This window comes from Pseudomonas sp. ICMP 8385 (assembly GCF_002699915.1).
Classification (GTDB): Bacteria; Pseudomonadota; Gammaproteobacteria; order Pseudomonadales; family Pseudomonadaceae; genus Aquipseudomonas; species Aquipseudomonas gessardii.
Genome location: NZ_LKBY01000102.1, coordinates 242,394 through 260,040, shown reverse-complemented (window position 1 = coordinate 260,040; position 17,647 = coordinate 242,394). Strand labels below are relative to the sequence as shown.

The 17,647-nt window shown below is 60.0% G+C and carries 16 protein-coding genes; 8 read left to right on the top strand and 8 right to left on the bottom strand.

Annotated elements, in window-relative coordinates; genetic code table 11:
• The first annotated feature begins 4 nt into the window (after positions 1-4).
• Positions 5-745 (top strand): osmolarity response regulator transcription factor OmpR, encoded by a 741-nt coding sequence (ompR, locus tag AO268_RS16915; protein WP_032856582.1) that lies wholly within the window; start codon positions 5-7, stop codon positions 743-745.
• A 116-nt stretch (positions 746-861) separates the two neighbouring features.
• The gene (locus AO268_RS16910; RefSeq protein ID WP_076962076.1) at positions 862-2,175 is read left to right on the top strand and encodes an ATP-binding protein; all 1,314 of its coding nucleotides are present in this window, start codon (positions 862-864) and stop codon (positions 2,173-2,175) included.
• 129 nt (positions 2,176-2,304) lie between these two features.
• Here AO268_RS16910 and rimK read toward each other — a convergent pair whose 3' ends face one another.
• Together rimK and rimB are read right to left on the bottom strand one after the other, a co-directional pair.
• Positions 2,305-3,210, bottom strand: coding sequence for a 30S ribosomal protein S6--L-glutamate ligase (gene rimK / locus AO268_RS16905; RefSeq protein WP_010567113.1), 906 nt, complete (start codon positions 3,208-3,210; stop codon positions 2,305-2,307).
• Positions 3,207-3,689: a retropepsin-like aspartic endopeptidase RimB gene (gene rimB, locus AO268_RS16900; protein ID WP_029299782.1), complete on the bottom strand. Its 483-nt coding sequence runs from the start codon at positions 3,687-3,689 to the stop codon at positions 3,207-3,209. Before rimB ends, rimK begins: the two co-directional genes overlap by 4 nt.
• 282 nt (positions 3,690-3,971) lie before the next feature.
• Between rimB and AO268_RS16895 the strand changes: the two genes are divergently transcribed.
• Complete coding sequence (locus tag AO268_RS16895) at positions 3,972-4,379, top strand: RNA-binding S4 domain-containing protein (RefSeq protein ID WP_099169324.1); 408 nt, start codon at positions 3,972-3,974, stop codon at positions 4,377-4,379.
• Between the two features lie 40 nt (positions 4,380-4,419).
• Here AO268_RS16895 and AO268_RS16890 read toward each other — a convergent pair whose 3' ends face one another.
• Entirely contained in the window at positions 4,420-5,220 is an 801-nt protein-coding gene (locus tag AO268_RS16890) for a phosphatase PAP2 family protein (RefSeq protein ID WP_076962077.1), read from the bottom strand.
• A gap of 125 nt (positions 5,221-5,345) precedes the next feature.
• Between AO268_RS16890 and hslO the strand changes: the two genes are divergently transcribed.
• Together hslO and AO268_RS16880 are read left to right on the top strand one after the other, a co-directional pair.
• Positions 5,346-6,248 carry an Hsp33 family molecular chaperone HslO gene (gene hslO, locus AO268_RS16885; protein WP_057437064.1) on the top strand — a complete coding sequence of 301 codons (903 nt, stop codon included), beginning with the start codon at positions 5,346-5,348 and terminating at the stop codon, positions 6,246-6,248.
• A 179-nt stretch (positions 6,249-6,427) separates the two neighbouring features.
• Entirely contained in the window at positions 6,428-7,969 is a 1,542-nt protein-coding gene (locus AO268_RS16880) for a phosphoenolpyruvate carboxykinase (protein WP_057437065.1), read from the top strand.
• Between the two features lie 153 nt (positions 7,970-8,122).
• Here AO268_RS16880 and AO268_RS33560 read toward each other — a convergent pair whose 3' ends face one another.
• Together AO268_RS33560 and AO268_RS16870 are read right to left on the bottom strand one after the other, a co-directional pair.
• Positions 8,123-8,479: a DUF1493 family protein gene (locus tag AO268_RS33560; protein ID WP_099169323.1), complete on the bottom strand. Its 357-nt coding sequence runs from the start codon at positions 8,477-8,479 to the stop codon at positions 8,123-8,125.
• Positions 8,480-8,753: 274 nt separating this feature from the next.
• The gene (locus AO268_RS16870) at positions 8,754-9,236 is read right to left on the bottom strand and encodes a hypothetical protein (protein WP_099169322.1); all 483 of its coding nucleotides are present in this window, start codon (positions 9,234-9,236) and stop codon (positions 8,754-8,756) included.
• Between the two features lie 291 nt (positions 9,237-9,527).
• Here AO268_RS16870 and AO268_RS16865 point away from each other — a divergent pair, with 291 nt between their 5' ends.
• From AO268_RS16865 to AO268_RS16855, 3 genes are all read left to right on the top strand, one after another.
• Entirely contained in the window at positions 9,528-10,703 is a 1,176-nt protein-coding gene (locus AO268_RS16865; protein WP_099169321.1) for a tetratricopeptide repeat protein, read from the top strand.
• 428 nt (positions 10,704-11,131) lie between these two features.
• Entirely contained in the window at positions 11,132-13,069 is a 1,938-nt protein-coding gene (locus AO268_RS16860; protein ID WP_099169320.1) for a RecQ family ATP-dependent DNA helicase, read from the top strand.
• 23 nt (positions 13,070-13,092) lie between these two features.
• On the top strand, positions 13,093-13,524 hold the full coding sequence (locus tag AO268_RS16855; protein ID WP_099169319.1) for an acyl-CoA thioesterase: 432 nt from the start codon (positions 13,093-13,095) through the stop codon (positions 13,522-13,524).
• A gap of 145 nt (positions 13,525-13,669) precedes the next feature.
• Here the strand turns inward: AO268_RS16855 and AO268_RS16850 are convergent, their stop codons facing one another.
• The 3 genes from AO268_RS16850 to fdhD all read right to left on the bottom strand — a co-directional run bounded on the left by AO268_RS16850 (position 13,670) and on the right by fdhD (position 17,602).
• The gene (locus AO268_RS16850; RefSeq protein WP_076965053.1) at positions 13,670-14,155 is read right to left on the bottom strand and encodes a glycine zipper domain-containing protein; all 486 of its coding nucleotides are present in this window, start codon (positions 14,153-14,155) and stop codon (positions 13,670-13,672) included.
• A gap of 262 nt (positions 14,156-14,417) precedes the next feature.
• Positions 14,418-16,766, bottom strand: coding sequence for an FdhF/YdeP family oxidoreductase (locus tag AO268_RS16845; RefSeq protein ID WP_076965054.1), 2,349 nt, complete (start codon positions 16,764-16,766; stop codon positions 14,418-14,420).
• Positions 16,763-17,602: a formate dehydrogenase accessory sulfurtransferase FdhD gene (fdhD, locus tag AO268_RS16840; protein WP_099169318.1), complete on the bottom strand. Its 840-nt coding sequence runs from the start codon at positions 17,600-17,602 to the stop codon at positions 16,763-16,765. The genes AO268_RS16845 and fdhD overlap by 4 nt, the downstream gene beginning before the upstream one ends.
• Between the last annotated feature and the right edge of the window lie 45 nt (positions 17,603-17,647).

Below are 17,647 nucleotides of genomic sequence, written 5' to 3'. Positions count from 1 at the left end.
TCCAATGAGCAGCACTGCACAAACTGCTGAAGGCGAAAAAATTCTCATCGTTGATGACGATCCGGGGCTGAGCAGCCTGTTGGAGCGGTTCTTTACCTCCAAGGGCTACCGTGCCCGCGCGGTGCCGAACACCGAGCAGATGGACCGCCTGCTGGGGCGCGAGGTCTTCAACCTGGTCGTACTCGACCTGATGTTGCCGGGTGAAGACGGCCTTACGGCCTGCAAGCGTCTGCGCAGCACCAACAACCAGATCCCGATCATCATGCTGACCGCCAAGGGCGATGAGCTGAGCCGGATCAAGGGCCTGGAACTGGGCGCCGACGATTACCTGGCCAAGCCGTTCAACCCCGACGAGCTGATGGCCCGGGTCAAGGCTGTATTGCGTCGCCAGGCGGCTCCCGTACCGGGCGCGCCAGGCAGCGAAGACGAAAGCGTGACATTTGGTGACTACGAACTGTCGCTGGCCACCCGTGAGCTCAAGCGTGGCGAAGAAGTGCACATGCTCACCACCGGTGAGTTCGCGGTGCTCAAGGCGCTGGTGATGAACGCTCGTCAACCGCTGACCCGTGACAAGCTGATGAACCTGGCCCGTGGTCGCGAATGGGACGCCCTGGAGCGCTCCATCGATGTGCAGATCTCCCGTCTGCGCCGGATGATCGAGCCGGACCCGTCCAAACCGCGTTATATCCAGACAGTGTGGGGCGTGGGTTACGTGTTTGTGCCGGATGGTACGGCAACCAAGTAACCGATGATTTGCACATGCGGGTATTCTGGCGTTTGACCCCAAGGGGTCGGCCGGATGCCCGGCGTCTGCAATTCTGCGAGCGTGGCTCGCTCTTGCCAGGTGTCTAGCTGTCTTCTATGAAAACCCCGCTGTGGTTCCCCCAAAGTTTCTTCTCCCGCACCCTGTGGCTGGTGCTGATCGTCGTTCTGTTTTCCAAGGCGCTGACCCTCGTTTACCTGTTGATGAACGAAGACGTGCTGGTGGATCGGCAGTACAGCCATGGTGTTGCGCTGACATTGCGTGGCTACTGGGCTGTGGATCCCGAGAACCGCGAAAAAGTCGCCAAGGCGTCGACGTTGACCCGCGTCGATGGGGCTGGCGTGCCGGAAGGCGAGCAGCATTGGCCTTACAGTGAGATCTACCAGCGTCAGATGCAGGCTGAACTGGGTGAGGACACCGAGGTGCGCTTGCGCATGCATGTCTCACCAGCCCTCTGGGTGCGCGCGCCGAGCCTGGGCGATGCCTGGATCAAGGTTCCGTTGTATCCGCACCCGTTGCGGGGGCAGAAGATCTGGAACGTACTCGGTTGGTTCCTGGCCATCGGCCTGCTTTCCACCGCCTCGGCCTGGATCTTCGTGCGCCAGCTCAACCAGCCGCTCAAGCGCCTGGTGTTCGCCGCCAGGCAACTGGGGCAGGGGCGCAGCGTGCGCCTGCCGATCAGCGATACGCCCAGCGAGATGACCGAGGTCTACAGCGCGTTCAACCAGATGGCCGAGGATGTCGAACAGGCCGGTCGTGAACGCGAGCTGATGCTGGCCGGGGTCTCCCACGACCTGCGCACGCCGCTGACACGCTTGCGCCTGTCCCTGGAACTGATGGGTAACCACACCGACCTGACCGATGACATGGTCCGTGATATCGAGGACATGGATGCGATTCTCGACCAGTTCCTGGCGTTTATCCGCGATGGTCGCGATGAGGTGGTGGAAGAGGTGGACCTGACCGACCTGGTGCGCGAGGTCGTGGCGCCCTATAACCAGAATGGCGAGCAGGTGCGCATGCGCCTGGAGCCGATCCAGCCCTTTGCATTGCGCCGGGTCTCGATGAAGCGCCTGCTGAACAACCTGATCGGCAACGCCTTGCATCACGCGGGCACCGAGGTGGAAGTCGCCGCCTATGTGTCCGGTGACACCAACGCGCCTTACGTGGTGCTGAGTGTCATGGACCGTGGCGCCGGGATCGATCCGGCGGAACTGGAAGGCATTTTCAACCCGTTCACCCGTGGCGACCGTGCCCGTGGTGGCAAAGGCACCGGCCTGGGGCTGGCGATTGTGCGGCGGATTGCTTCGATGCATGGCGGCAATGTCGAACTGCGCAACCGTGCCGATGGCGGGCTGGAAGCGCGGGTGCGCTTGCCGTTGGGGCTGATGTTGCCAAGGGATGCGGTGTAAACCACTGCAAAACTCAAATGTGGGAGTTGGCTTGCCTGCGAAAAAATCTGACAGTGATGTTGAATGTTAGTCAGTCATCGCAGGCAAGCCAGCTCCCACTCGGGTTTGTGCTGCCTTAAAGAGAGTATTTCAGCCCTTGCCCTTGGTGCGGGTCATGTTTGGCCCGCTGTTCTTCTCCAGATGCTGAATGATGATCCCGGCCACGTCCTTGCCGGTGGTGGTCTCAATCCCTTCCAGGCCCGGTGACGAGTTCACTTCCATCACCAGTGGCCCGTGGTTCGAGCGCAGGATATCCACGCCCGCCACACTCAAGCCCATGACCTTGGCTGCACGCAGGGCGGTCATGCGCTCTTCCGGGGTGATCTTGATCAGGCTGGCGCTGCCACCACGGTGCAGGTTGGAGCGAAACTCCCCTGGCTTGGCCTGGCGTTTCATCGCCGCAATCACCTTGTCCCCCACCACGAAGCAACGGATATCGGCACCGCCGGCTTCCTTGATGTACTCCTGGACCATGATGTTCTGCTTGAGGCCCATGAACGCCTCGATCACCGACTCCGCCGCCGTGGCGGTTTCACACATCACTACGCCAATGCCCTGGGTACCTTCCAGCACCTTGATGACCAGCGGGGCGCCGTTGACCATTTCGATCAGGTCGGGAATGTCATCGGGGGAATGGGCAAAGCCGGTCACCGGCAAGCCGATCCCCCGGCGCGACAGCAATTGCAGGGAGCGCAGCTTGTCCCGGGAGCGGGCAATGGCCACCGACTCGTTGAGCGGAAACACTCCCATCATTTCAAACTGACGCAGTACCGCGCAGCCGTAGAACGTCACCGAGGCACCGATGCGCGGGATCACCGCGTCGAAGCCTTCCAGTGGTTTGCCCCGGTAGTGGATCTGCGGCTTATGACTGGCAATGTTCATATAGGCGCGCAACGTATCGATCACCACCATCTCATGGCCCCGTTCGGTGCCGGCCTCGACCAGACGACGGGTGGAATACAGACGCGGGTTACGCGACAGCACAGCGATCTTCATGCAACACCTGTGGCAGCAATAGTAGAGACCGGGAACACCGGCTTGTCTTGAACGTACTTGAGCCCCGGGTTGACCACTAATTGGCCGTCGATCAGGGCTTTGGAACCTAGCAACAGGCGGTAACGCATGGTTTTGCGGCAAGCCAGGGTGAACTCCACCCGCCATACCCGATCACCCAGGGCCAGGGTGGTGCTGATGACGTAGCGCACCTGCGCCTGGCCGTTGGAGCTTTTAATGGTTTTCATCGCCACCAGCGGCGCTTCGCAGCGCCGGTGACGCAGTTGCACCACGCTGCCCAGGTGCGCTGTGAAGCGCACCCATTTTTCACCGTCACGCTCAAAAGGCTCGATCTCGGTGGCATGCAGGCTGGAGGTACTGGCCCCGGTGTCGATCTTCGCGCGCAGGCCCGCCACGCCTAAATCAGGCAGTGCCACCCACTCACGCAGACCGACAACGGTCAAATGGTCAAATGTCTTCAATGTGAACAACCGGCAATCAGAAATATTTCGACGTCAGACGACACTAGCGTCCTACTGCTCATGGATTGTGACAACCCAGGAACGTTGACGAGCGCTTGGCGCCGAATTCGCGGTATTCACGCAGAATATTCACCAAATGGCGACAGATATCTTCACGCCATAAAAAACCACGGCTGAAGGGAAACTGCCTGACACCTGGCGTATCTTAGGTGAGCCTTGGCGTTTGTGCGTCGTAGGGGGGCGACTGTTAAGTTGCGACATTTTTCAGAGCGAGGAATTCCAGTGGCTCAAAAGCAGGAAGAGGACGAAAAAGTCCGGTTGGACAAGTGGCTGTGGGCCGCACGTTTCTACAAAACCCGGGCCTTGGCCAAGGCCGCCATCGAGAGTGGCAAGGTGCATTGCCGAGGCGAGCGCTGCAAGCCAGGCAAGGAGCCGCGCATTGGCGACGAGTTGCAGATTCGTGTCGGGTTTGATGAGAAAACGGTGGTAGTGGAGGCGCTTTCCATCGTTCGTCGCGGCGCTCCCGAAGCGCAGGCACTGTACAGCGAGACCCCGGCCAGTATCGCCAAGCGCGAAAATGCCGCGGCCATGCGCAAGGCCGGCGCATTGGGCATGAGCACCGATGGCAAGCCGAGCAAGAAGCAGCGCCGCGACCTGTTCAAGTTTCGCGGTAGCGGCAATGATGATTGAGAAGGGGCAGCAGGAGCCGGCCAGGCTCCTGCACCTGGGCTCAGGCGTTGCGGATCACGCTTAGGCGATTGATCACCGGTACCCGTTGCAACACTGTAAATACCGGTTGGGTCCTGTGTAGCAGCCAACCCGCAACCTTCGCCGCAAACGGCGTGCAGTAACCCCACCCCAGCGCCAACAGCGCCAGCAGTACGCCACCGATATAGTCGTCCTGCCCCCAGTGCGCACCCGCCACCAGGCGCGGCATCATGAACAGCAGCGCCAGGCCCCAGATCAGCACAACCTGGCCGATCCGCTTGGCAAACACGCTCATGAACATCCCCCAGATCAACAGCACTGAGGCGTGATCACCGGGGAAGCTCTGGCTGGAGCGGTCCTTCAATTCCCAGGTTCTTTCCAGGTCAGGGAAGTAGTCGCTCATATGGATCGCCCCGCTGATCACCATCGACGGGCTATTGTGTTGCCAGCCCATCTGCGCCGCGAGCTTGGAAAACAGCATGCGGATAAACAGCAGTAACAGCAGAATCGCGAGAAAACCGAAAAACGCCTGGCGCACTTCAAACGCCTTGAACACCCATTCGCCGCGGATCAGCAGCGTCAGCAGGATCACCCCGACCACGGCATCAAAGGGGCGCAGGCTGGCTACCGCCCACACATGCAGCCAGGCCGGGTTGCTGGCCAACGGGTCGTTGAGTAGATGGAACAGCCATTCGTCGAATATCACGCAAAGCATCTGGCCTGCGGGCCATAGCCAAAAACACAGCAGCCCCAGAGCGAGTAAATTGCACAGGGCCAATCGCCCGAGGTTCCACTTGGCTTGGAACAAACCCGGATTGTTCATAAACTGTTTCCTCTTCGCTCTGAAACTCTTCACCTGTCGGCATAAAAGCGCACCAAATTGGTGCTAAAGCGCATAATTTTAGAAACATTGTCATCATTTTGTCATCAATTCAGATACCCAGACCTATGACTGATCTACCGGATACCGACTTCACCCAACGTTTCCTCTTTGACGACAACGACGCCCGTGGCGAACTGGTTGCCCTTGAGCGCAGCTATGCCGAGGTCCTTGCCAAACACCCCTATCCAGAGCCTGTCGCGCAGTTGCTTGGCGAACTGATGGCCGCCGCGTCGTTGCTGGTGGGCACTATGAAGTTCGATGGCTTGCTGATTCTCCAGGCCCGCTCCGAAGGCCCGGTGCCCATGCTGATGATCGAGTGCTCCAGCGAGCGCGAAATCCGTGGCCTGGCCCGTTATGACGCAGACCAGATCCCGGCGGACGCGACCCTGGCCGACCTGATGCCCAACGGCGTGCTGGCGTTGACCATCGACCCGACCGTTGGCCAGCGTTACCAGGGCATTGTCGATCTGGACGGTGAAACCCTGTCTGACTGCTTCACCAACTATTTCGTCATGTCCCAGCAAGTGGGCACCCGCTTCTGGCTCAACGCGGACGGCAAGCGCGCCCGTGGCCTGCTGTTGCAACAGCTGCCGGCGGACCGGATCAAGGACGAGGATGAGCGCGAAGAAAGCTGGCGCGGCCTCACGGCCCTGGCCGGTACCCTGACCGCTGAAGAGCTGCTGGGCCTGGACAACGAAACCATCCTGCACCGCCTTTACCACGAAGAAGAAGTGCGCCTGTTCGATGCGCAATCGCTGCGTTTCCATTGCAGTTGCTCGCGCGAGCGTTCGGGCAATGCCCTGGTGAGCCTGGGCCTGGAAGATGCGCAGAATCTGGCGGTGGAGCACGGTGGCAGAATCGAGATCGACTGCCAGTTCTGCAACCAGCGCTACCTGTTCGACGCTGCCGATATCGCCCAATTGTTCGCTGGCGCTGGCGTTGACACCCCTTCGGGCACCCATCACTAAAACGTTTAAGCACAGGTAAATCACCTGACAAACGCCGGATTAGAGGTGTTCTGACGGGAGGGCCCTACTTTTTTTGGGCTTTTCTGGCATAATCCGGCCCACTTTTTTCGCGGTAGTAGTGCGCAACTTTCTACTACAAAACGTTTGGAGCACTCGGCCATAGGCCGACGGGGAACCTCATGACGCAAGCCAATAACGCCGTATACACCGATCTGAGTGTTGACGATCTGGTCAAAGAAGCCCTGCAACGCGGTGAAGGCGTGCTTGCCGATACTGGCGCGCTGGTTGTTGAAACCGGTCACCGTACCGGTCGTTCGCCGGTCGACCGTTTCATCGTTGAAGAGCCGTCTACCCAGGCCGCCATTGCCTGGGGCCCGATCAACCGCAAGTTCCCGGCCGACAAGTTCGATGCCCTGTGGGCTCGCGTCGAGGCTTTCAACAACGCGCAAGAGCATTTCGTTTCCCACGTGCATGTAGGTTCTGCCGAAGAACATTACCTGGCCGTGAAAATGACCACCCAGACTGCCTGGCAGAACCTGTTCGGTCGTTGCCTGTTCATCAACCCGGCCCAGTACAACCCGGCCGGGCGTGAAGAGTGGCAAGTGCTCAACGTGGCCAACTTTGAATGTGTGCCTGAGCGTGACGGCACCAATTCCGATGGTTGCGTGATCCTCAACTTCGCCCAGAAAAAAGTCCTGATCGCTGGCATGCGTTACGCCGGCGAGATGAAAAAAGCCATGTTCTCGGTGCAGAACTTCCTGCTGCCGGCCGCGGACGTGCTGCCAATGCACTGCGCTGCCAACATCGGTGAAGAAGGCGACGTGACCTTGTTCTTCGGTCTGTCCGGTACGGGCAAGACCACCCTGTCCGCTGACGAAAGCCGCTACCTGATCGGCGACGACGAACACGGTTGGGGCGAAGGCGTGGTGTTCAACATCGAAGGCGGTTGCTATGCCAAGTGCATCGACCTGTCCGAGAAGAACGAGCCGGTCATCTGGAAAGCCATCAAGCACGGCGCCGTCCTGGAAAACGTGGTGATCGACGATGCCAAGCACGCCGACTACACCAATGTCAGCCTGACCCAGAACAGCCGCGCCGCGTATCCACTGGAGCACGTTGCCAAGCGTTCCGAGAAGAACCTGGGCGGCGAGCCAAACGCCGTGATCTTCCTGACCTGCGACCTGACTGGCGTGCTGCCACCGGTGTCGATCCTCAACGAAGAACAGGCGGCCTACCACTTCCTGTCCGGCTACACCGCACTGGTGGGCTCGACTGAAATGGGTTCGGGCAGCGGCATCAAGTCGACCTTCTCCACTTGCTTCGGCGCGCCGTTCTTCCCGCGCCCGGCTGGCGAATACGCCGAGCTGCTGATCAAGCGCATCCGTGGCTTCGGCTCCAAGGTCTACCTGGTCAACACCGGCTGGACCGGCGGTGGCTACGGTGTCGGCAAGCGCTTCAACATCCCGACCACCCGCGCGGTGATCGCAGCGATCCAGAGCGGCGCGTTGATCGGTGCGCAAACCGAGCACCTGGACACCATCAACCTCGACGTGCCATTGGCCGTACCGGGCGTTGAGACCGGCCTGTTGAACCCACGTAACACCTGGGCTGACAAGGCTGCCTACGACGAAGCAGCCAAGGCCCTGGCCGGCCTGTTCGTCGAGAACTTCAAGAAGTTTGAAGTCAGCGACGCGATCAAGGCAGCGGGTCCGAAGTTGTAAGATTCGCTAGCTGTTAAAAAGCCGCCCCTCGTGGGCGGCTTTTTTGTGCGCGGGGAAATCTCGATGAGCGTAGAGCAGGGCGGCAAAAAGGCCCGGATTGGCGCAGGTCGGCATGTGGGAGCGAGCAAGCCCACATTAATGATTCAGTGTTCTTCAGCTCAGGTTTTCCAGTGTCTGCGTATCCCAGCTATGAGTCTTGATGGCCAGGTAGAGCATGCCGATAGTGAGCGGCATCTTTTCTCCCCGGCCTTTGGCGCGGTGCTTGAGGAACACATCGAACACCGGCGGGTTGAAGTAGCGATAGGCATCATAGTCACCCAGGTCGAGATCAAATGCCTGCTCCAGGGCCTCCATAAATTGCCTGGCTTCCGCGCCGTCGCAGCCGAGGTCGAAGTTGAGCGAGGTTTTAAGGCGGACGGTTTTGTGCTTGGGCAGGCCGATTTCTTCGTGCAGCAATTGCAGGAGCTGCTGCATCACGGGGTCTTCGGGGAAGTGGGGGGGCAGGTTCATGGTGGGGGCACGCAGGAGTGGGTGAGGGGGATGGTCGTGGTGATGGCGGTATTTGTTGCGGGTGAGAAACAGTGCCAAGCCTATCAAGAAGAGGGCGAGGGGGAGGAGTTGAATGCTGAGAATGATAGCCACGTAAGGTAGCCAGAATGTCAGGATCAAGCCGCTTACGATAAACGTGACAGCAAAACGCTTCCTGAGTGTGCAGTCGGTGATTTTGTAATGCAGTAATAGATAAAAGGCGAAGAAGATCGCCGTCTGTAGATAGAGTATTTGACTATGGCTCATCTGAGTACACATGCAATGAGAGGCTTGAGCGCTGGGGGCCAATTCCCCCGCTGACCCGAGCCTCTAGGCCGATGATGATGTCTGCACGCTGGAAGTTGCGGAGCTGGCGGGATATCAAATCGCTGGTGGCATTTTCGATCAGTGATTCTGCCTTGCTGGAAATGATCCCAATTGGGGCTGCAACCGCACCTGAAATAGCTTCTTTGATGACGTTATTGCGGCGGTTCAGGTTCTCTGCCTGTTTTCTGGTCAATGGTTTTGAAATGACCACTGTCATGAGGCACGGAAGAGCTTGGGCGAGCATTCGCTCGTACAGACTTTGTAGGCGCAGGCGAACCTCTGGCGCAAAGGCCTTTGCCTCTAGCAAGCAAAGGCTGGCAAGTGCTTGCTTGTTATCGGGCCGTACAGTGAAACGAATCACGCTGAACGTGACGCCGTAATGGCTGATGTACTGAGTCCTTTCCAGGTTCACGGTGTTTTTGCCGAGAAGGTTGCGAGAACGCTAGTTTCGGCCAGGCTTGGCTGATTCTGTAGAGGGCTGGATGGGCACTGGAGGCAATTTGGGAAGCGTATGGTGCTCGGCTTGGCGATTTCCTACGGAGGCTTCCGATGCTTGAGGTTTGACTGTGAGGCCCCCACGCAGCGGTGGGACAAAAGCATGTCACATTTTGTATAAAATTCCGGCAAAGCACCTGAATTCAGCGTATGTTTCACCGCAAAATCTTGTAGGGCGATTCCGTCCACTACTTAAAGGGAGTTAAGCATGGGTTTGCTTCGTGTCGCTTCGGCGATGTCATTGTGTGCAGTGGCGTTTTCTGTCCAGGCCGAGCAGTTGCCAATTGAAGTACTCAGTGCGGTGGTCAAGGACCAGAAAATCGCTGACGCTGAAGTCTTGCTGCAACGCAACGGCGCACAGAATGTGGTGGGGCGCACCAATGCCCAGGGCCAGGTCACCCTCACCAGCGAAGTTGCCGATGGCGCTGACAACCTGCTGATCATCAAGAAGCCCGGCTACTCCAACCTGGTGGTCAAGTGCCCGTGCAAAGGCATGACCTACGCCATCAGCCCGGTGATGGAAAACCTCGACGGCCTGCGTGTGGTGCTGACCTGGGGGCAATCGCCTTCGGATCTCGACTCCCACATGATCTTCCCCGGCAACAACATCTACTTCAACAGCAAGACCGGCACCGATGCCGAGCTGGATGTGGATGACACCGACAGCTACGGCCCGGAAACCATCACCCTGCAGAAAAAACACTACGGCGAAAGCTACGTGTACGCCGTGCATGACTTCTCCAACCGCACCAATACGGGCTCCACGGCACTGTCCGAGAGCCAGGCCAAGGTGTTTGTGTACATGGGCCAGTCCCTGGTCCGCACCTACTACGTGCCGGCCAACCGCACCGGTAACCTGTGGACCGTGTTCCGCATGACCGGCAGCGGCGACTTCCAGGACATCAATACCTTCACCGGCGTGCTGGTCGAGGCCAAGGATGTGCTCAACGAAGTCAAACCCCTGCTCAACGACAACGTTGCCGTGGATGCCGTGGTGGTCAGTTCTGCAGTCCAGGGTGATGCGAAAAAGCTGAACCTCAAAGGCGAAGCAGCCTACCAGGCCGGTAATCTGGACCAGGCGATCGACTACTTCCGTCAGGCGATCGAGCTGGATAATGCCTTCGGCAAAGCCTACGGCAACCTCGGCCTGGCCTATCAGAAAGCCGGCAACACCGCCGAGTCGATCTGGGCCAACCGCAAGGCGATTGCCCTGGCCAGCGGCCCGACAGCCGCCACCGTGCGCGCCGGTTCCTACTACAACATCGCGCGGATCTACGAAGCGGCCGGGCAGTTTGCCGATGCGCTGCGTCACTACCAGTTGGCCAAGGAACAGAAGGCCAACCCGGTGTATGACAAAGCCATTGAGCGTGTGCAAAACCGCTGATCGAGCGGTAGAAAAGGTCTGAAAATGTGGGAGCGGGCTTGCCCGCGATAGAGGTGTAACAGTCAACAGAGGTATCGACTGGGGCACCGCCATCGCGGGCAAGCCCTAATGCCAGTCAGTTAAGCGGATTCTGCTTTCTGTAGGAGCGAGCTTGCTCGCGAAGGACGTCAACGATAACGCGTGTTTGCTAGGTAAACGCGGCGCTCTCAAGTTCTTCGCGAGCAAGCTCGCTCCTACAAAAAGGCTTAACTGACTGGCATTAGGGCAAGCCCGCTCCCACATTTGTTTTGGGGTGTTCTGTAGATTGTCGGTTCAACCTCACAGCCTGTGTATCATCCTGTCTCTCTTTTCTTCGCGACCTTTCTCGATCCGCTGAAAATACCGGGCTATGTTTTAGGCCTGTTCAGCGGTCAATGGAGTGACAGCTTATGCACGACACCCTCCAGCAGGTCTTTGGTTATCCACAGTTTCGCCCTGGCCAGGAAGCGGCTGTCAGCGCCGTGCTGGCCGGTCGTTCGGCGGCGGCGATCTTTCCCACCGGTTCCGGTAAATCCCTCTGTTACCAGCTCTCTGCCGTGTTGCTGCCGCACCTGACACTGGTGGTATCGCCGCTGTTGGCGTTGATGCAGGACCAACTGGGCTTTTTGCAGCGCCATGGCATTTCGGCCGGCAGCATCGATTCGACGCAAAGCCGTGAGCAGGCCAATGACGTAATGGCCCGCGCCCGCTCTGGTGAGTTGAAGATCCTGATGATTTCCGTGGAGCGCCTGAAGAACGAGCGCTTTCGCAATTTTCTGCAAAGCGTTTCGATTTCGTTATTGGTGGTGGATGAGGCGCACTGTATTTCCGAGTGGGGCCATAACTTCCGCCCGGACTACCTCAAGCTCCCCGACTACCAGCGCCAGTTCAAGATCCCCCAGGTGCTGCTGTTGACTGCCACCGCGACGCCCAAGGTGATTGCAGACATGCAGGCCAAGTTCGCCATCGCCGCCACAGACGTGATCACCACTGGCTTCTATCGGCCCAACCTCAACCTGCTGGTGGAGCCCGTCAGCGGCGCAGACAAGCGCCGGCGCCTGGTGGAGTGGATGGGCGAGCGGGCCAACCAGCCAAGCATCGTCTATGTCACCTTGCAGAAGACCGCCGAGCAGATCGCCGAGCACCTGAATCGCCATGGCATCCCGGCCGAGGCCTATCACGCAGGTTTGCCCCATGATCTGCGTGAGGGCATCCAGCGCCGGTTCATGGGCGGCCAGTCTACGTGTATCGTCGCGACCATTGCCTTCGGCATGGGCATCGACAAGAGTGATATCCGCAACGTCGTGCATTTCGACCTGCCCAAATCCATCGAGAACTACAGCCAGGAAATCGGGCGGGCCGGTCGCGATGGTCAGCCTTCCGAGTGTCTGGTGCTGGCCAACCGCGACAGCCTCAATGTGCTGGAGAACTTCGTGTACGACGATACGCCGGAGCAGGAAGGCATCCGGCGGGTGCTGGAGGAACTGCTGGCGGCCCGGGAGGACGGGCAATGGGAGTTTCTGCTGCGCTCCTTGGCGGAGCTGAGCAATATCCGCGAGCTGCCGCTCAAGACCTTGCTGGTGCAACTGGAACTCAAGGGGGTGATTGCCCCGCGCTATGCGTTTTATGCCGAGTATCGCTTCAAGTACCTGGTGGAGCCGGAGGTGTTGCTGGCGCGTTTTTCCGGTGAGCGACAGCAGTTTGTCGCCGCAATCATCCAGGTGTGTAAGCGGGCCAGGAGTTGGGCTACCGTGGATTTCGACGCGCTTTATCAACAGCACCAGGCCGAGCGTGGCCGGGTGGTCAAGGCGCTGGACTATTTCCAGGAGTCGGGGCTGATTGAACTGGAGAGCAAGCAGATGACCGAGGTCTACAGCCTGCTCGATACCGGGTTTGAGCCCCAGGCCTTGAGCGCCGAGTTATACACAGGCTTCAAGCAGCACGAAGCCACGGAAGTGGCGCGCATCCATGGGATGCTGGCGTTGTTCGCCAGCGAGCGCTGCCTGGGGTTTCGGTTGGCCGAGTATTTTGGCGACGCAGAGGCGCCCCGTCAGTGCGGGCATTGCTCGGTGTGCCATGGCCAGGTCGCCCATCTGCCGTCGCCTCCTGGTCTGGCGCCACTTGTGGATAAAAACTTCCAGGGATTGTGCGCGGATTTTATCCACAGGCATCATCAGTACACTGGCAGCTTGCCTGGGGCTGAACGCCTGACGCGGTTTTTATGCGGGATCAGCGTGCCGTTGTTTACCAAGCTCAAGGCGCGGGGGATTCCAGGGTTTGCCGTGCTGGAAGGGTATCCGTATGCCGAGGTGCGGGATTGGGCGCAGGCCCATCTGAACGACCTGTAAATCCATTTCAACGAGACTTGTCCATGCCCGATTCAATGCCGCAGCGTGCCGATTACCGCCACTTCCAGCCGATCATTACGCGCTGGCACGACAATGACGTGTATGGGCATGTGAATAACGTCACCTATTACAGCTTCTTCGACACGGCGGTGAACACCTACCTGATTGAGCAGGGCGGGCTGGATATCCATGAGGGCGAAGTGGTGGGGTTTGTGGTGAGTTCGGCGTGCGACTATTTCGCCTCGATTGCCTTTCCCGACCATATCGATATCGGCCTGCGGGTGGGCAAGTTGGGCAACAGTTCAGTGCAGTACGAGTTGGCGGTGTTCAAGGCCGGCGAAGATGAGGCCTGTGCGGCGGGGCGGTTTGTGCATGTATTTGTGGACCGGGCGACGAACCAGCCGGTGACGATTCCGGGAATGTTGCGCGAGGCGTTGCAGCGGTTGGTGATCTGACCCCGAACTCGCAAACGCCACCCAAGCAAATGTGGGAGCGGGCTTGCTTGCGATGGTGGCCGGTCAGTCAATACATTGGGCGACTGGCACACTGTCATCGCGAGCAAGCCCGCTCCCACATGGGTTCTGCAGAGTTCTCTAAATCTTACCGGTGACGGTTGTGATGTTTGTTCTTGCGATGACCATAGGCATGGCCGCGACCAGGGTGGTCATCACGGTAGTACCGACGATCATCACGATCGCGCCCACGATAGCGACGGTCGTCGTCATCGCTCTTGTTGCCCATATAGTTACCCAGTGCGCCGCCTGCGCCACCGCCTGCTGCTGCGCCGATCAAGCTGCCGGTGCTACCGCCGACACTGCGCCCAACCACGTTGCCGCCCGCCGCGCCCAGTGCGCCGCCAATGGCCGCTTCGCCACGGCTGCGTTTGTCTGCGCCGACTGCGCTACCGCCGGCGCCGCCCAGGGCTGCACCAATGGCCGAGCCGGTATTGCCGCCGATCTGCTGGCCGACGACCGAACCTAGAACCCCGCCCAATGCGCCGCCTACACCGGCTTCGGTGGTGCCACCGGCCATGGCTGCGCCACTTACCAGGCCAAGGGACAACAAGAGAATCGAGGAAAACTTCATAGGGGAACCTCAAGAGGATGACGGCGCGCTCCTGAGGTTGTAGTGATATTCTTACAATCGAATTCCGACCAGTGGTGTGGGTTGTATACAATTAGCTAAGTTACTGTTTTTGTTAGGGAACTTAAGTCGTTTTTGCCGGTCTTTAGCTACTTCGCAACGGCCGCGATCTAACGCATCCAGTGACGCTCCGCGTCATCAAAAGCAGACGCAGAGCGTCCGGGGCGGCATTCCCACGCGGAGCGTGGGAACGATCAGGCAACGATCAGGCCGTTCGGGCCATGATCAAGCCATTCTCACTGGCCGCTTCCAGGCGAATCGCCACGAACTTGGAAGTCGGCGTATGGCTACCCTCCCCAGTGCTTTCCAATGGCACCAGCGGGTTGACCTCCGGGTAGTACGCCGCCGCCTGCCCCGCCGGAATATCGAACGCCAGCAAGGTAAAACCCTTGACCCGCCGTTCGCGGCCATCATCCCAGATCGATACGATATCGGCCTTCTGCCCCGGCTTGAAGCCCAGGCGGATGATGTCGGCTTCATTGACGAACAGCACGTCGCGCTGGCCCTTGACCCCACGATAACGATCATCCAGGCCGTAGATAGTGGTGTTGTACTGATCGTGGGAACGCATGGATTGCATGATCAGGTCGGGCAACTGGCCAGTGGCGCGGGTGCGTTCATGCACCAGGTCCTTGGGCAGGATGTTGGCGCGGAAGTTGGCGCGGCCTGACGGGGTATTCCAGCGGCGGGCGCCGGCGCTGTTGCCCAGGTAGAAACCGCCTGGGTGCTGCACACGCTCATTGAAATCCTTGAAACCGGGAATGGTGTCGGCGATCAAGTCGCGGATGCGACGGTAGTCGGCCACCAGCCAGTTCCAGTCCACCGGCTTGCTGCCCAGAGTGGCAGCGGCGATGCCGGCGAGAATCGCCGGTTCCGACTTCATCAGCGTCGACAGCGGCTGCAACTGGCCGTTGGAGCCGTGCACCATGCTGAACGAATCTTCCACCGTCACCGCTTGCGGGCCATCGGCCTGGATATCGATGTCGGTACGGCCCAGGCACGGCAGGATCAAGGCCTGTTTGCCGTGGGCCAGATGGCTGCGATTGAGCTTGGTGCTGATCTGCACCGTCAGGTCGCAATTGCTCAAGGCCTGGAAGGTGCGAGGGCTGTCGGGCGTGGCTTGGGCAAAGTTGCCCCCCAGGCCGATAAACACCTTGGCGCGGCCTTCGAGCATGGCGTGGATCGCCTCGACCACGTTATGCCCGTTGTCACGGGGCACCTTGAACTGGAAGCGGCGCTCCAGGGCATCGAGGAAGGCCGCGGGCGGCCGTTCGTTGATGCCCATGGTGCGGTCGCCCTGCACGTTGCTGTGGCCCCGCACCGGGCACAGGCCGGCACCGGGGCGGCCGATGTTGCCGCGCAGCAGCATCAGGTTGGCGATTTCCTGGATGGTCGGCACCGAATGCCGATGCTGGGTGATACCCATCGCCCAGCACATAATCACGTTCTTGCCTTTGGCGTACATGCGCGCCGCTTGCTCGATCTCCACCAGGCTCAGGCCGGACTGCTCGACGATTTCATCCCAGGAGGTGTCGTCGATCCTGGCCAGGTAATCGAGCACATTGATCGTGTGTTCATTGAGGAACTCGTGGTCGAACACGGCCTCCTTGCCTTCGGCCTGGGCCTCGCGCTCCCACAGCAGCAGAAACTTGGCCATGCCGCGCAGGATGGCCATGTCGCCCCCCAGCGCCGGGCGGAAATACGCGGTGTTGGTCGGCTTGTCGCCGTTGGTGAGCATTTCCAGCGGATGCTGCGGGTGTTGGAAACGCTCCAGGCCACGCTCTTTGAGCGGGTTGATACACACCACCTGGGCCCCGCGTTTCACCGCTTCGCGCAGTGGTTCGAGCATACGCGGGTGGTTGGTGCCGGGGTTCTGGCCCAGGACGAAAATCGCGTCGGCATGTTCAAAGTCATCAAAGGTCACGGTGCCCTTGCCGACCCCCACGCTTTGCGCCAGGGCCACGCCGCTGGCTTCGTGGCACATGTTTGAGCAGTCCGGGAAGTTGTTGGTGCCGTAGGCGCGCACGAACAGTTGATACAGGTACGCGGCCTCATTGCTGGCGCGGCCCGAGGTATAGAACTCGGCCATGTCCGGGCTTGGCAGGGCTTGCAGGTGTTTGCCGATCAGGTCGAAGGCCGATTCCCAGCTGATGGGCTTGTAGCGGTCGGTCTGGGCGTCATAGCTCATGGGCTCGGTCAGGCGGCCCTGGTATTCCAGCCAGTAGTCGCTTTGCTCCAGCAGCGCGCTGACGCTGTGTTTGGCGAAGAACGCCGCATCCACCCGGCGCTTGGTGGCTTCCCAGTTGACCGCCTTGGCGCCGTTCTCGCAGAACTTGACCATGCCGCTTTCCGGCGAGTCACCCCAGGCGCAACCCGGGCAGTCGAAGCCGCCGTTCTGGTTGGTCTTGAGCATCATGCGCAGGTTTTTCAGCGCGTTGTCGCTGGTCAGCCACGCCTGCGCCACGCTGATCAGCGCGCCCCAGCCGCCTGCCGGGCCTTTATAGGGCTTGTAGCGCGGGGTGGGGGTTTGGTCGGCTTGGTGATGATTGCTCATGGCTGGTACTCCATCGCAGGGCTGTAGACCCGCGGCGCGCTTTTTTGCGGCAGGTGGATGAGATTGAGGTTGTGCCGGCGCGCCCATTGCAGGGCCAGGCCGGTGGGTGACGACAGGCTGACCAGGGTCTGGATGCCCGCGCGCAGGATTTTCTGGATCAATTCCAGGCTGCAACGGCTGGTAACAATGGCCACGCCGCCGGCGGTCGGGATACGCTGGCGGACCAGGGCACCGATCAGTTTGTCCAGGGCGTTATGCCGGCCGATATCTTCGCGGCCCAGCAGCAGTTCGCCCTGGTTATCCATGAACACCGCCGCATGCACTGCGCCGCTGTATTGGCCCAGAGGCTGAAAGGCGCTGATGCGCTGGCGCAGGCCCTCCAACCAGGCAGCAGGCGGCAACGGTGCGCCAGGCAGCACCTGAAGGTCCGGCAGCGCCTGCTCCAGGGCTTGCACGCCACACAGGCCGCAGCCGCTGGTGCCGGCCAGTTGCCGGCGCTGCTGCTTGAGGTTCCAGAAGGCGCGGCTGGAGATTTGCACCTGGGCGTACTGGGCCGCGCCTGCGCCGCTCAGTTGCAGGTCATAGAGGTCGCTGATGTCGCTGATGATGCCGCTGCCCAGGCTGAAACCGACAATAAAGTCTTCAAGATCGGTGGGCGTTACCAGCATGACGGCCTGGTTGATGTCGTTATAGGCAATCGCCAACGCGACTTCCTCGGCCAGCGCGGTGCTGGCCAATTCCGTATGGTCGAGGTTGCAGTATTGATAACTCTGGCTGGCGGCAGGCGCGGGCGTTGTCAGGGCGGGCGCCGCGCATGCTGGGCGCTGGGCGTTCATCAAGTCTAGTCACCGGCGAAGTGTTCAGAGTGAAGACTAGGCGCG

Coding starts and splice junctions, on each gene's coding strand:
- fdhD (WP_099169318.1), bottom strand. CDS start 17,602: ATGAACGCCCAGCGCCCAGCATGCGCGGCGCCCGCCCTGACAACGCCC.
- AO268_RS16880 (WP_057437065.1), top strand. CDS start 6,428: ATGACGCAAGCCAATAACGCCGTATACACCGATCTGAGTGTTGACGAT.
- AO268_RS16865 (WP_099169321.1), top strand. CDS start 9,528: ATGGGTTTGCTTCGTGTCGCTTCGGCGATGTCATTGTGTGCAGTGGCG.
- hslO (WP_057437064.1), top strand. CDS start 5,346: ATGACTGATCTACCGGATACCGACTTCACCCAACGTTTCCTCTTTGAC.
- AO268_RS16855 (WP_099169319.1), top strand. CDS start 13,093: ATGCCCGATTCAATGCCGCAGCGTGCCGATTACCGCCACTTCCAGCCG.
- ompR (WP_032856582.1), top strand. CDS start 5: ATGAGCAGCACTGCACAAACTGCTGAAGGCGAAAAAATTCTCATCGTT.
- AO268_RS16910 (WP_076962076.1), top strand. CDS start 862: ATGAAAACCCCGCTGTGGTTCCCCCAAAGTTTCTTCTCCCGCACCCTG.
- AO268_RS16850 (WP_076965053.1), bottom strand. CDS start 14,155: ATGAAGTTTTCCTCGATTCTCTTGTTGTCCCTTGGCCTGGTAAGTGGC.
- AO268_RS16860 (WP_099169320.1), top strand. CDS start 11,132: ATGCACGACACCCTCCAGCAGGTCTTTGGTTATCCACAGTTTCGCCCT.
- rimK (WP_010567113.1), bottom strand. CDS start 3,210: ATGAAGATCGCTGTGCTGTCGCGTAACCCGCGTCTGTATTCCACCCGT.
- AO268_RS16890 (WP_076962077.1), bottom strand. CDS start 5,220: ATGAACAATCCGGGTTTGTTCCAAGCCAAGTGGAACCTCGGGCGATTG.
- AO268_RS33560 (WP_099169323.1), bottom strand. CDS start 8,479: ATGAACCTGCCCCCCCACTTCCCCGAAGACCCCGTGATGCAGCAGCTC.
- AO268_RS16845 (WP_076965054.1), bottom strand. CDS start 16,766: ATGAGCAATCATCACCAAGCCGACCAAACCCCCACCCCGCGCTACAAG.